Source organism: Bartonella sp. CM86QHHN (assembly GCF_042194695.1).
In the GTDB taxonomy this organism is placed as follows: domain Bacteria; phylum Pseudomonadota; class Alphaproteobacteria; order Rhizobiales; family Rhizobiaceae; genus Bartonella.
Window position 1 is genome coordinate 13,454 of the sequence record NZ_JBHIND010000099.1, and the last position, 13,890, is coordinate 27,343.

The 13,890-nt window shown below is 38.1% G+C and carries 10 protein-coding genes, 1 tRNA gene and 2 pseudogenes; 12 read left to right on the forward strand and 1 reads right to left on the reverse strand.

Annotated features, from left to right (window positions below):
- Nucleotides 1-890 precede the first annotated feature (890 nt).
- A complete protein-coding gene (locus tag ACFIKX_RS09795) occupies nt 891-2,597 on the forward strand; it encodes an ATP-binding protein (protein ID WP_375612060.1) in 1,707 nt (568 codons plus the stop codon).
- 18 nt (nt 2,598-2,615) lie between these two features.
- Here ACFIKX_RS09795 and mscL read toward each other — a convergent pair whose 3' ends face one another.
- The gene (gene mscL, locus ACFIKX_RS09800) at nt 2,616-3,023 is read right to left on the reverse strand and encodes a large conductance mechanosensitive channel protein MscL (protein ID WP_026500234.1); all 408 of its coding nucleotides are present in this window, start codon (nt 3,021-3,023) and stop codon (nt 2,616-2,618) included.
- A 1,315-nt stretch (nt 3,024-4,338) separates the two neighbouring features.
- Here mscL and ACFIKX_RS09805 point away from each other — a divergent pair.
- From ACFIKX_RS09805 to ACFIKX_RS09855, 11 genes and pseudogenes are all read left to right on the forward strand, one after another.
- Complete coding sequence (locus tag ACFIKX_RS09805) at nt 4,339-5,421, forward strand: quinone-dependent dihydroorotate dehydrogenase (RefSeq protein WP_375627812.1); 1,083 nt, start codon at nt 4,339-4,341, stop codon at nt 5,419-5,421.
- A gap of 137 nt (nt 5,422-5,558) precedes the next feature.
- A tRNA-His gene (locus tag ACFIKX_RS09810) sits at nt 5,559-5,635 on the forward strand.
- A 317-nt stretch (nt 5,636-5,952) separates the two neighbouring features.
- A complete protein-coding gene (locus ACFIKX_RS09815) occupies nt 5,953-7,296 on the forward strand; it encodes an MATE family efflux transporter (RefSeq protein ID WP_375627811.1) in 1,344 nt (447 codons plus the stop codon).
- Between the two features lie 342 nt (nt 7,297-7,638).
- Complete coding sequence (locus tag ACFIKX_RS09820) at nt 7,639-7,854, forward strand: NADPH-dependent FMN reductase (protein ID WP_375613708.1); 216 nt, start codon at nt 7,639-7,641, stop codon at nt 7,852-7,854.
- A 156-nt stretch (nt 7,855-8,010) separates the two neighbouring features.
- A pseudogene (locus ACFIKX_RS09825) lies at nt 8,011-8,352 on the forward strand (Arm DNA-binding domain-containing protein); the annotation flags it as partial.
- Between the two features lie 36 nt (nt 8,353-8,388).
- Nucleotides 8,389-9,606, forward strand: a complete 1,218-nt coding sequence (locus ACFIKX_RS09830) for an AMP-binding protein (protein WP_375627810.1) — start codon at nt 8,389-8,391, stop codon at nt 9,604-9,606.
- A 94-nt stretch (nt 9,607-9,700) separates the two neighbouring features.
- Nucleotides 9,701-10,774 (forward strand): citrate/2-methylcitrate synthase, encoded by a 1,074-nt coding sequence (locus ACFIKX_RS09835; RefSeq protein ID WP_375627809.1) that lies wholly within the window; start codon nt 9,701-9,703, stop codon nt 10,772-10,774.
- A complete protein-coding gene (locus tag ACFIKX_RS09840) occupies nt 10,765-11,562 on the forward strand; it encodes a beta-hydroxyacyl-ACP dehydratase (RefSeq protein WP_375627808.1) in 798 nt (265 codons plus the stop codon). Before ACFIKX_RS09835 ends, ACFIKX_RS09840 begins: the two co-directional genes overlap by 10 nt.
- Complete coding sequence (locus tag ACFIKX_RS09845; RefSeq protein ID WP_375627807.1) at nt 11,550-12,107, forward strand: hypothetical protein; 558 nt, start codon at nt 11,550-11,552, stop codon at nt 12,105-12,107. Before ACFIKX_RS09840 ends, ACFIKX_RS09845 begins: the two co-directional genes overlap by 13 nt.
- A gap of 1 nt (nt 12,108) precedes the next feature.
- Entirely contained in the window at nt 12,109-12,612 is a 504-nt protein-coding gene (locus ACFIKX_RS09850; RefSeq protein WP_074380593.1) for a DUF6622 family protein, read from the forward strand.
- A 925-nt stretch (nt 12,613-13,537) separates the two neighbouring features.
- Nucleotides 13,538-13,890 (forward strand): annotated as a pseudogene (locus ACFIKX_RS09855) (DUF3987 domain-containing protein); the annotation flags it as partial.

A 13,890-nucleotide genomic window follows, 5' to 3' on the forward strand; every position in this document is an offset into this window, starting at 1 on the left:
TACAGAGAAATTTTTTAATAAAATAGTGCGGTGGCATATTTTTTGTTTTTTCTTTTGTAGCGATTCTAATGAAAGAAAGATCTTTGGGAGATTATTGAGAGCATCATAAGAAAAATGCCCAATATGCAAGTTCTGTTGCATAGGATACTTTAAAGCGTCACGCTGAATTTATTATCATTTGATATTATTGGCTCAAGAAAGATGTTCTTACGAGAAGCTTTATTTGAAAAAGAGATTTTGATAATGCAGTATATTGATTTATAGTAATTTATCATTATTCACAGTGAATAAAAGTCTCAAACATTGTAAGATTTTCTCATTTCAAATCTGTTTCTGTTGAAACAATTAAAACCGTTTTCTTGCGTATCATAATAATGTAGGAGTAAAAAAGTTAAAAAATAAAAAGGCTGCTTATGAACGCCTTCAAATGCCGAGAACTATTGATAACATTAGGGGCTGAAATTAGTATAATGATGGTGCTAACCAGCTCTTTTATAAGTATAAAAATGGTAATGCACAATGCCTTGATATCCTCTATAGGGACTTTTACATTACACCATTTACAGATGACGTCGTAAAATAAGCTTGGGGATCTTGGGAGATATCTTTTCAAAAAAGGCGCATGAATGTGTAAAATAAGTGTATTCTTTTTGAGTACTATTTATGCGAGGGAGATGTTACCATTATTGTAACAAGATTTATTACATAATGGGTGAATAAGCAACAAGAGCTGGAAGCTTCTTTTTATTCTTGTTTTGTTGATGAAACAGTCAAAATTTTACTACAGACAATTGATATGAGATATCAAGTTATTTTAACCAGAATAGATAATTGTAAACAAATTAGCATTATTCATTTGAGAGTAAATTCAACACTTTTTAGTTTTAGTTATGCCATTAAAAGCAGATGAGTTAAAGTTAAATACAAATGAATTAAAATGTCAGCAAGAAGCTTTTCGTTTTACACCAGAGCTTTTGCCACGGCCTTTTACGTGGGAAATCGATCACAATGGTTTGTTTTGTGAAGTCTCAAAAGAGCTAGCTGAAGTTGTTGGTCCTCTCTCTTCTTCTATTTTAGGGTGTAGTTTTCATGAGCTTGCTCATCAATTTAATGATGATCGATATCTGGTTCTCAGTCGTTTTATTGAAGCGGCTATGCCTTGGAGTAAAGAGATTGTTCAATGGCCTGTTGATGGTTGCTTACAATGGCTTGATGTTGAATTGTCGGCTTTGCCAATTTTTGATGTTAAAAAGCAGCTTAAGGGGTTTCGTGGCTTTGGTGTTTTAAAAATACAAAAAAAAGTCCAAGAAAAAAGAAATGAAAAGCTAGAAACAGAAATGCTATGTCTTACGGAGATAGAACGCTCAGCTTTTCGTGAAATTGCAGAGCAATTGCGTGATGAATTGAATTCATCGGTAAAAGAAGAAAATTTAGTTGAAGAAACAGCTATTCAGTTACCATATGCACAAACATTGCCGGTAAATGCTATAGAACAAGCTCTCGTAAAAGAGCCCGCTGCAGTTTTATCATTGTTGGATACAGCAACAGATGGTGTTTTATGGTTGGATGAAGAGGGCTTTGTTCAATCAGCGAGTAGGGCAGCCTTAGCATTAATGGGTTATGAAATAAATGAACTACGAGGACAACCATTCTCTTCATTATTTACTTTGCAAAGCCGACTTTTGGTTGAAAAGTATTTTAAATCAATCCGTATGGAGGAAAAAAATCAGGTTTTAAATCGCAGTGAAACCGCTGATTTAATGACAAAAAATCATAAAAATATAACCGTTTTGATAACGATTGTATTTTTGGTAAAGCAAGGCAATTATGCTGTTATGTTGCGTGATAGGACACAAACAGTTCCATCAGGAGAAAAAAAAGCAGAAGAGGATAAAATCGTTGGAGTTGTTCATGAAATACGAACACCTTTGAATGCTCTTATTGGTTTTGCAGAAATTATGAGAGAAGGCCGTTTTGGTTCGATAGAAAATGAGCGCTATCATGGATATTTACGCGATATTATTTCCTCTGGAAAACATATATTATTGCTGATTAATCAATTACTAGAGTGCTCGAAGATAAATTATTCTGGTTCCGATAACCAGATTGATTCTTCCCTTATTTCTGAAACATTTGATGTAATATCTTGTTTACGTGCGACGATAGCTTTTCTTGAAACTCAAGCCAATCAGAACGGCATTATCATGCGTATTGTTGCTCCACCTCACGTTCCATTTATTCCTGTATCACAACAAGTGTTTCGCCAGATTATATGGAATCTTCTTTCCAATGCTATTCGTTTTACACCTTTGGGTGGACAGATTATTGTTCACGTTTCTTATAGAAAAGAACGTGTAAAAATTTCAGTGAGTGATAATGGTATAGGGATGAACGAAGAAGAGATTATACAGGCACTGCAACCTTATGGTCAAGTAGAGCGCAAAGATGGACGATCTGGTGATAGCGCTTTTATGGGAACAGGTTTAGGCCTCCCAATGTGTAAAGCAATGGTGGAAGAAAGAGGGGGACAATTTTTACTGTTCTCAAAACCCAATCATGGAACAACTGTGGAAATGTTTTTTCCTCGTGTTCCATGATGTAAATCTTGCATAAAATTATTTTTTCTTAGCCAAAAGATCTCTAATTTCTGTTAAAAGTTGTTCTTCTGAAGACGTTTTTTTGGGGCTTTCTTCTTCTTTTCTACGAATTTTATTCATAGCCTTAACGAATAAAAAAAGAACCCAAGCAATAATGAGAAAATTGATAAGTAAAGTAATAAAGTGTCCATAGCTAATGGTTGCTCCAGCTGCTTTGGCGGCACTCAATGTTGCTTGTTTTTCGCCAGCAAGTTGAATAAACATATTAGAAAAATCAATCCCACCTGTAATCAGCCCAATGATTGGCATAAAAATATCATTGACAATTGAGTTGACCAAGCTACCAAAAGCACCCCCTATAATCACACCGATAGCAAGATCAATCATATTACCTTTTAGGGCAAATTCTTTGAATTCTTTAAGCATTGCATTTTCCCCTTTATATAAGCGATATACGGTAATTTACTTACCGCTTTTGATGAAAAAGGAAAGGGCAGATTTTATTTTTAGGATTATATTACAATATTAATATTATTTTCAAAGACTTTATAAGGTTTAATAAAGAGCTTTAGGGCTCTATTTGAATGTACATAGAACCTTTCCTAGAAAAAAGCTTTTTTAATAAAAACTATATCTGCTTTTTCAACAGAAAGTAGAAAACTGTAGCTTAATTTATATAATTGCCTCAAGATTTTTATGTTAACATTAAAAAGAGAGGTTTTTACACAATACCACAAAATAAGTAGTGTTGAAAGTTGAGCTATCAGAAAGCTTTTCAAATGAAGTACATATATTAGCATAACATTTTGTCATAAAAAGAGAATTTAGGAATAAAAAATATATTTCAGCACTGATAGAAGAAATAGATAGATGAGACAGGAGTAAAACTTATAATTTAATTCCTCTTAATTTAGTAAGCGATAATAGCAATTAGGAGGGCATTATGGCTTATCTAAAAGCTATTTGTATTGGGTTACATGAGCTAAAATGGCGATAATTCGGATGGAAGAAACACATTTCATCTGCTGGAAGATTGTATCAGTTTATAAATAGCAGAGCTCTAGGGTTTGCAAGATCATTTTGGTTTGGAAGTCGTTGGTATGATGTTTGAGTTCAATAATCAACTGTCATTACTTAAAATATATGTTAGGCAGAGCACTTAATAGATGCAAAATTGTATTTAATACATCAGAAATGGCAAAGAAAACAACGCAGATTATCAATAGAGTACAAATTGATTGAACATTCTGTTGCTCATAAATAGTGCAACAATAGTATGAATTTAGATGATTTTATGAACTATGTATCCTATAAATGCTAGGAAAAAATAGCTTTATAGAACAAGCTTTGTTTCTATTGAAAACAATATTACACAAAGGAACTTTGGGAATAGAGATAATTTGCCTGCATTTTTAAGAAAATTATGAGCGTGCCTGCATAAGGCGTCATAAAACCATGACTATGGTAAGAGCCATTGATGTTCCAATTCATGCTGAATTTTATAAGATTAGGATTCATATTTTAATCTTTAAAAAATGTCGAAAAAGAGAAACATTTTTTAAGAATAAAAAGTTCTTTACATAGTATAACCAATATAAACATGTATGGCTATTATGTGATGAGTTTTCTTCTAGAAGGGGAATATTATTTGGATAATATGCTTGCTTTGATTGGAAATCTTTTGTGTTAAAAGGTAGAGGTGAGGTGCGATGGATCATTTTTATGTTGTGGAGAAGAATTGATGAGTTTTTTTCGTTGTATTGGCCGTTCTGCCTTATTTATGTTGGATCCAGAGCAAGCACACGGTTTAGCGATTCTTGGGCTGAAAAGTGGATTAAATGGTTGTCAAAAGGTTATCGACAAACGTTTGTGTGTAACTGTTGCTGGTCTTGAGTTTGAAAATTTTATTGGTCTTGCAGCGGGGTTTGATAAAAATGCAGAGGTTGTAGATGGTATTTTTCGGTTAGGATTTGGTTTTACTGAAATTGGGACAGTGACACCAAAGCCTCAGATTGGAAATCCTAAACCACGGCTTTTTCGTTTAAAAGAAGATGAAGCGATTATTAATAGAATGGGCTTTAATAATGACGGACATCAAGTTGTTTACAATAGATTGCATGCGTGTAAAAAAACTGGTGTTATAGGAGTCAACATTGGAGCCAATAAGGATACGGTCGATAAGATTGATGATTATACTGTTGGTATTGCTCATTTTTATGATGTTGCTGATTATTTTACGGTTAATATTTCTTCTCCTAATACACCAGGTTTACGTGATTTACAGGCCCGTGACAGTTTGCATCTTTTGTTGAGTGCAATTTCGCAAGCGCGAAATGAGCAAGAGAACAAGCATGGATTCTCCATTCCCATTTTTTTAAAAATTTCTCCTGATTTATCAGAGAAAGAATTAGATGATGTTGCTGAAGAAATAAAACTTTCTGATTTTGATGGACTCATTGTTTCTAACACAACTCTTTCACGCCAAGGTCTTAACAATAGTCACTTCCGTAATGAAGAGGGTGGGCTTTCTGGACGTCCACTCTTTGAGCGTTCTACTATTATGCTTGCAAAAATGCGTCAAAAATTAGGGAAGGAGATTGCAATTATCGGTGTTGGCGGTATAAAGGATGCACAGACTGCTTTGGAAAAAGTAAAAGCTGGTGCAGATTTGATTCAATTATATAGTGGGATGGTTTATGAAGGTCCAAATCTTGTCATAACTATTCTGCAAGAGGTTTTGCAGATGATGCAACAAGATGGAGTTGATAACATAAAAGGCTATCGTGATCATAGTCTTGAGCATTGGGCAAAATTTCCTTTGTAAAAAACGCTTTTTTCTTCACAAAAAATTGCGAGATTTTTTTAAAGGGGCTTGCAAACTTTGTTGATCTTCCTTATGTCACATAAGCAAAGAATAAATGTTTACGAAATCGTGAACAGTTATGATACATTTGATTTTATGCGGTTGTAGCTCAGTTGGTTAGAGCGCTGGTTTGTGGCACCAGAGGTCGTAGGTTCAAATCCCACCAACCGTACCAAAAAATTTTATTGAAAATACTGAAAATGGATATACAAGACGAACAAACGGCTCGCTGAGGATCTTTTATCAATGACTGTAGTTGCTTGGGGGCATAATATTGTACAAAAAAAACGCATGGCATAAAGTCCAAAAAACCAATAAAGGGGCATTGCGCTTCTTTTTTAAGAACTGGGCATCTCCTCTTACCTTAATGCGTTCTCATTATGCATCCTTTACACAAGACTTGTGATGGAAAGACTTTACGGAAAAAATCAATGTGTTTTGTTTAAAAGATCCGAGCTTAATATGCCCTTCAATATGGAAGGGTATTTCACAATGTTTGTTGTGATGAAGCAATTGCTCTCTCTTGGCATGCCACTGGCTGTTGGGTTTATCTCTCAGATGATGATTTCCTTCACAGATGCAGCGCTTGTAGCGCATTTAGGCGTGCAAGTCTTGAGTGGTACAATGTTAGCTCTGAGTATATTTAGTTTTGTTATGTTGTTTGGGCTAGGTATTATTACCGCGGTTGCACCAAAACTTGCGGAAAGTTTTCGTAGACAAGATAGATATGCATTGAAGGCATGGTTTGATCAAGGAATATGGCTTTCCCTTGTGATTGGAATGATGAGTGCGATCATTTTACTCAACACGAGAAATATTTTGTGTTTTCTCGGCCAAGATGGGACAATTGCCAATATAGCGCAGGAATATAATAGTGGTGCTGCTATAGGGGTGGTGTTTTTTTATCTTTATGTGAATAGCCGGGGATTACTGTCAGCAATTGGTAATCCAAAGCCGTTAACCTGGGTTATGCTTGCGGCTATCCTTGTGAATTTTCTTATCTCTTGGCCGCTTATTTTTGGTATAGGTTCTGTAAGCGGATTAGGTGTCTTTGGTGCAGGAATTGCGAGCAGTTTGATCCGTATTTTAATTGTTATTGCAGCAGCAATAATTTTGTCCCGCAATTCTGCTTTTCATTCTTTTCGCTTTAATTATTTGAGACCAAAGTTAGAGATTTCACGAATAATAAAATTGCTGCGAGTAGGGCTACCCATTGGTATACGTATTCTTATTGCGGAGGGCTTTCCTTCGTTCATTGCATTCATGATTACGGTTTATGGGGTCGAATCTTTGTCCGCGCATACGATAGGGATGCGTCTCGATATGCTTATTTCTGTGGTGGCTTTGGGGATTTCCAGCGCAGCCGCGACAATAGCAGCGTGGTATAGAGCAGATAGGAATAATATGGCTCTAAAACAGTTGCGTATGAGTGTCACAGTTTTTGCTGTAGCTTATGTCTTATTTTTATCAGTGGTTGTTTATCTCTCTTATGAATTTATCCTTACAACCATCTTTAATATTTCTTCAGAACGCGTTATTGTTTTCTCTTGGAAGTTGCTTCCGTTCATCTTATTGTCTTTTTCTTTTGGCACTTTAGGAGCTATGCTCAATGGCATACTTGTGGGCTTGCTTGATACGTTTTGGTCAACAATTGTTGTAGCAATAAGTTATTGGGGGTTAGGCCTATTTGGGGGAGCGCTAATGGCGCATTTTTTTGAATATGGCTTTATTGGCTATTGGCTTGGCATGATTGGTGCAAGCTTAATCGTTTCTATCTTTAATTATATGCGCGTGGGTTATTTAATAAAATGCAATCCTATGTTTGGGGCAGAGTGAGTGTTATAAAAGCGCTTGTAAAGCACTAGCTGTGAAGGCTTAGCTACTCATCGTCCATAGAGGCTGTTTTACTTCTATGGAGATAACAATATAGGTTACAAAACTTGCTTAATATTGAAAAGAAGTGTCTTTGATTGTAACCTCAATATTATTTGTTGAGTTTTAAAAATAATATGGGTTTATTAAAATCATTCGGCTACAATTTAAGAGTAAGTTCGGTAGATTGGAAGAGTTTAATACCTTAAAAAATGACGAGAAAAAACGTGCTTATATTCATACGCCGTTGAGGAGTCATTTAAAAAAGTTATTGTTTTTATAAGTTATTACCATTGCGATGCTAAAGTGTATACATTTGTCAAAACAATCGCAGACGCTGACGATGTTATTCTTGCAAGCCCTGTTTATCACAGGTCTTATTCAGAGACTTTGAAGAACGCTTTTGATAATTTAGATTGTGATGCTTTTTTGGATAAAGCTGTTGGTCTTCTCTCTCATGGCAGTACAGCAAAAAATGCGCTACTGTCATGTGAATATTTGGGACAACGTATTGATTTATAATGATAATTTAGCGTTATTCATATTGAATTAGAACTCCGAATAACGTAGGATTCTCTCATTTCAAATCTGTGTATGTTGAATCAATCAAAACCATTTGCTTGCACGTCAAAAGCGGAGCTGGCGTGTGGGTAAAAACTGTATAAGAAAGGAGTAAAAATGGCTCTTATGAACCGTCTTAATGCGAGGTCTGTCGCAACATTGGGAGCTGGCAAATATAATGATGGTGCCGGCTTGTTACTTCATAAGCGTAAAGATGGAGGTGCTCAATGGCTTTATCGTTATACCATTCATGGTCGGCGCCGCGAAATGGGCTTGGGTGCATTAAGACATGTTTCTTTAAAAAAAGCGCGTGAATTGGCAAATCAATGGCGTTCTGTTTTGCATGAGGGTTGTGACCCCATTAAAGAACGCAATAAACAAAAGCGTGAAACAATGCGTAATCTTCATTATTTAAAAGATATTGCTTTGGATACTTTTGGAGAAGGTCTAGCAGCTCTGGGCTGTGAAATTTTCATTAAAAAGGTCTGAGTTATCATGGATTATTTCTGTGCTGAAATGTATGCAAAAATGCAACCACGTATAACGGCAATAACTGGCTGCCATGCACTCGATTACATTGCTTTTCGCGATTCGGTTAGGATAAGTACACGCGTTTATTCGACCACTGGTGATAGTGGTTCTTTGACTCAACTGGACTCTGCGGCTGAACACTTACCCATGCTGCTTGGTGCTACAAGCGGCACCACCGGGGCGATGAAAATGGTCAGCGTTCGTCTAAAATCCAGTAAGGAAGCGGTCAGCTCATCAGAGCATAATTTAATTCGTAACCTGCGCGCGCGGCAATTTTTTTCCCCAGGGGATGTTGTTGGCAACCTGTTTACGATTAATCTGTTTTCATCTTTACACTACTTGGCGTGTGAAATTGTAAAACATTGCCGTGCACATGTCGTGCCGGTTGGCGATATTGCCCTGCTGCTGAAGAGTCATTTCGAGTTTCTGGCTGAAGTACAGCTTTCGGTACTGTTTGGTGTGCCCAGCACCATCGTTCAGTTCGTTGAAGCTATGCTCAGCCTTGGGGTTCCACTGGCAATTAAAAAAGTAGTCTTTACCGGTGAATCGATGCTGGGTGTGCATGAAAACTATCTGCGTGAGATGCTGGGCGCCGATCTGCGGATAATTGGTTTATATGGTTTGTCGGAGTGCGGTTTCATTGGTATGTCCGCCGAAGGGCGGCTTAATCGGTACCTGCTCTTCAGCGATGATTTCTTCTTTGAATATGAAGATAAGAGAGGGCTGCTAGTGACATCGCTGGATCCCGATGTCTCGCGCAAACTTATCAGATATTCCGTGGGCGATATGGGCACATTATCCGTTGAAAATGGTGACCTCTATTTTGAAGGTATTAAACGCAATGCTGTTGATTTTAATTTCATGGGAAATTTGATTAGCCATGAAAAAATATTCAAAATTATTAATCGAAGGTTGCCCGATGTGATTGTTCAAATTGTATTGTCTTTATCCGCGGATAGACAAGAGATTATGGATATTAAAATCTGCTGCGAAGTATTTCACAACCTTGATTTGTCCGAACTAACTGAGGAAATCTATCATTTGCCGGATATTTATGAAGCCTATATGAAAAAGCGCGGGCGTATTAATCTCACCCTCGTCGAATATAGCGATTTGCTTTTCTCATCCAGAGGGAAATGCCTGCTAGTTTATGACGCAAGGGAGTCCTGTAATGCAACTTGATAATTTGTGTAATGAAATTGTATCAGGGAATTCGCATACGATAAATGTCAACATCAGGTTTTATAGCGTGTCACCGGAGCAGCAGGAGTAAATCATGTCAGATGATGTTATTGATAATTATGATTTAGATAATAACGTATTGTTTATTCGTGGATGTAATTTGATTGATATTGCCGATGAAAACCGTTATTTGCAGAACGCATGGTTTGCACTGACCGGCAACCTTCTTAATGAAGAACAGATGGATCGGCTGATTCAGAATGCTAGCGCCGAACTGCAAAAGACGAACCCTACAGCCAAACTGCAGGCGATGCATCAACTGATCAATGCATTGCCATCTTTGAGTTTAACGCAGCGATTTATGATGTTATTATCGCAAGTTGAGGTTTCGGCGGCTCAGGGTAAGGTCATGGCTCCCGTAAGCGACGGTAGTTGTCTTAAAATTATCTTGCTGATGCCGTGGATTATTGCATTGGCGCGCTCTTCCCAACAGTTTTCCGATTTTCCGGAGATCGAAAATTGCAATACCTTTGAGCGTGCTTTTTGGTTAGCATTAACTAGCAAGGAAGCTTCTTCCGACTGGGATATTGATATGCTTTGCCGGTGCATGTCTCTACTGCTGGGCGGGTTTGGTATTGTGACACCCACAACCACCACGATAAGATTTATTGCCAGTACCAAGAGCGACGTCATTTCTGCACTAATCGGTGTGTTTTGTGCCACTGGCCCCGCGCATATGGGAGCCTACAAATATGCTATCATGCGACTTTCTAGTGTCCTCAATGAGATTGAAGCCGGGAATCTTGAGGCGGCGGTAACGCATTATTGCAAAGACAAACCCTGGCCAGGGTTTGGTCACCCGATTATGCAACGGGATGTCCGGGTTGATTTCTTTTTTTCACGCTTTCAGGTGCCTATGCGTCCCTTCAGTTCGCTTGCGCGATCTATTTCAGACAATACAGGACTGCAACCCAATGTCGATTTTCTAATTGCAAGCATCATGAGCAAACATCGGGCTTCTCCTGAGCTGGGATTGTTGGCTTTTTTCGTTTGTCGTATGCCGATACTTCTCGCGCACTATCAAGCGCGGTTTAGCGCTCATTCCTTCGGTTTATCATCAAAGGATTTAAGAAAAAAATATAAAAAGGTCCCCAAATTATGGCTATAAAGCATCGCACCGAGCCAAATTTCTTGGGTATATGTCAGAGTATTACCTTAACCACACCGATGCGTGCTTGCGGGCAAATCAATATTTCTCACTGGAATTTAGCCCATAACTATTTGAAACAGGGCTTGTTACTCGAAGCCTTGCATCAGTTTTCAGTTCGATTCGCCACCGTGGTGGCTAAAAACTCGGATCTCACTTATCGCTATCTCCCTGTCATGGTTGAACAGTTTTTCTCTACCACCCATTTTGATAGCGATCGGTTATGCGTTGAAGGACATATTGAACGCATTAATGAGGCCTACCGTATTCACTGTAAGGCTAGCACATATGACAATGGAAAGGCCGTTATTGCGCAGGCAATCATCATGGTCAGTAAGGTCTGCTTCTTTAGCTCGTGTTCTGAGAAAGCCGCTCTTCCATTACTAGGCGATTTATGTAAGATTTCTTCCGTAACCGGAGATTCTTGTACTTTTTCCTTTAATGCGCATCACCCGCTTTTTGAGGAACATTTCCCCTCCCACGCCGTATGTCCTGGTTCACTATTGATTGAGATGGTTCTGGCTTTGGCCACGCAGGGTAGGGCGAAAAATATCGCATCTGTTGCGCTGAAAAAAGTAAAGTTCATTGAAGCAGTTTATCCGGGAGATACCTATCAGTTGACCATTAAACAGGATACAGAGTGTGAACTGGGTGGCGTTTTTTATATTCATACGGAAACTAAAAAACGAAGCACTTGCGGTAAGTTTTCTATCAAATATAAAAAGGAGGATGCGCCATGTTTAACATAATAATCTCTTTTATTCCGTGGAGTATTTACTCCTGGGTTATCAATGGAAACGTTTTAACTCTGGTCGAACGCTCTCTCATCTTAACTGTGATTTTATTGTTCATTATTGCTGTGAATATTAAAATTGTCCGGCAGGGAGAACCCGTGATGATTACTAACATTCTGACAGTTATTGTCCTGTTTGTTAATTATTTCGCTGGATGGTCTACACTTTTACTGAACTACCCCACAGTTTTTTGCTATCTGTCACTTGCTCTGGTTTCATTGATTAGCTTGCTGGTAAAGAAACCCTTTACCATTTTTTATGCCAGTGCTGGTGTTTCTGAAGAAAAACGCAAACATATCCTATTTTATCTCATCAATAAATATATTACATGGATTTGGGTAATCATCTTTTTTGCCAATGGTCTTCTAGTGGCTTTTTTTACATGGACCCCCCAGATTTGGTTAATCACTATGGGTTTAATTTGTACTGGTATTCTTTTTTCTAAATATCTTCCTAACATCATGCAATATTTTTATCGCATCAAACATCATGGAGCATAATATGTCATTGTTTAACATTCTGACCGGAACCCCTTTATGGGCTTGGATTTTGCTTATTTTTCTCATCGCGAGGGGAATAATCGCATTGAAAGATAGGGAAACGAAGGTTTACCGCCTTTTTCTCTTGCCGTTAGTCTTTCTTTTTTTGGGCGCAAGCGATGTGATTAACCAGCTGGCTTTCCCACGCTGGGGAGCAATCGCAATGTTGGCAGGGCTGATGATCGGCTTTGGCGTTGGCTGGTTGCTCTGGCGTGCTACTGCGCGTTTAAAAATCAAAGAGGGAACGGATTTCATTATTCTGCCTGGTACGCCGTTGACGCTGACATTTATTCTTATCGCTTTTGTCATCAAATTCACATTGATTGTTTTTCTCAAGGTTGTACCTGATTTGAAATATGCATTTGATTTTAACCTTCTTTTTGGTCTTTTAAGTGGGTTTACTGGTGGTGTGTTGTGGGGCGGCACATTAAATTTATATATAGCATTTCGAAAGAATCCAAATTAATCCCTATACCATTAGCTGTGGGTGCTTCCCATTAGAACTATCTCAATAGAAGCTTATTCCTAACAACAACGCTGCATACAAATGCAGCGTTGCCTCGTAGTTTCAGATTTTTTTATCCCAGCGCGTGAAGAGGTGAGGGAAGTGATATATCTGACTATGCCCCCTTGGGGGAAGAGCGAGCCTAAAGGTTTAGAATGCTATGAGTTTGAGCTAGCTGGACTTTGAGCAGATGGTTTATCGCTCATGGGAAATCATTTTGTTTTACGATTCAAAAAGAGGATAGTGATGGTCTCATTGGCGTAGGTGGGCAAGAAAACTGTTAGCTTGGCAATGCGTCAACAATTTGTAGAACTATGTTGTGGGACCCCTACGCAAAGCCGTTGCTATGATGGCATGATGCTTTTGTCAAGCATTATGATATGGGGAGGAACCGGTGTTTAAGGGTGCAACTGCGGTCACTATACGATCCAGTAGCATTACGTTTTTACGTTTGAGTATTTAGGAGCGGTAGACTCTGTACAGGCTATGCGTGCAATATGTGAAGCACGCTTGTGGGAATCAGTGTGCCATTATTGCGTTGTGCATGCAACCCTCTAGCTAGTACTTCATTGGTAAGGTTGTTTTTTGAAGCTGATTAATTATCTGGGTGTTTTTTAAGAGAACGTTAGCACTGATGTATCGCGTGCCGTACCAAGAAATCTTCCAAAAAAAATTATTAAAAATACTAAAAATATATGTGCAAGATGAACAAATGCTTGCTGAGGATATTGTATCAACGACTGTAGCTGCTTAAGGGCACATAATCTTGGGGGGCATAATGTTGTACAAAAAATCATGAAGTCCAAAAAACTCGTAAAGGTGCATTGCACTTCTCCTTTGAGAATTTGGCATCTCCTCTTAGCTTAATACGTTCTCATTATGATATAAACCCCTTGGTTCTCCTGAACATCCGCTTGTCATGCGTTTTTCTGCTGATGTTCAAGAGATCTTTCGTGAGTGGATGCAAAAGATTTTAAAAAAGCTAAAGAGAATAACCTTTTTGAAAGCTTACAATCGCATCTTTTAAAAAGGCCAAAGACCATAGCAAGCCTTGCGTTGATTTTTGAACTTCTTGATAGTGGTCGTTTTGAAATTGGACTCTATGCCATTACAACAGCCTTGCGTTGGGAAGAATATCTGATAAGCCATGTCAAAAGACTTTATGCGGCGAATGATACATTAACAGCAGAGCGTGCAAAATTAATTGTAGAGCGCTGTGATCTTTTACCCAATGTTTTT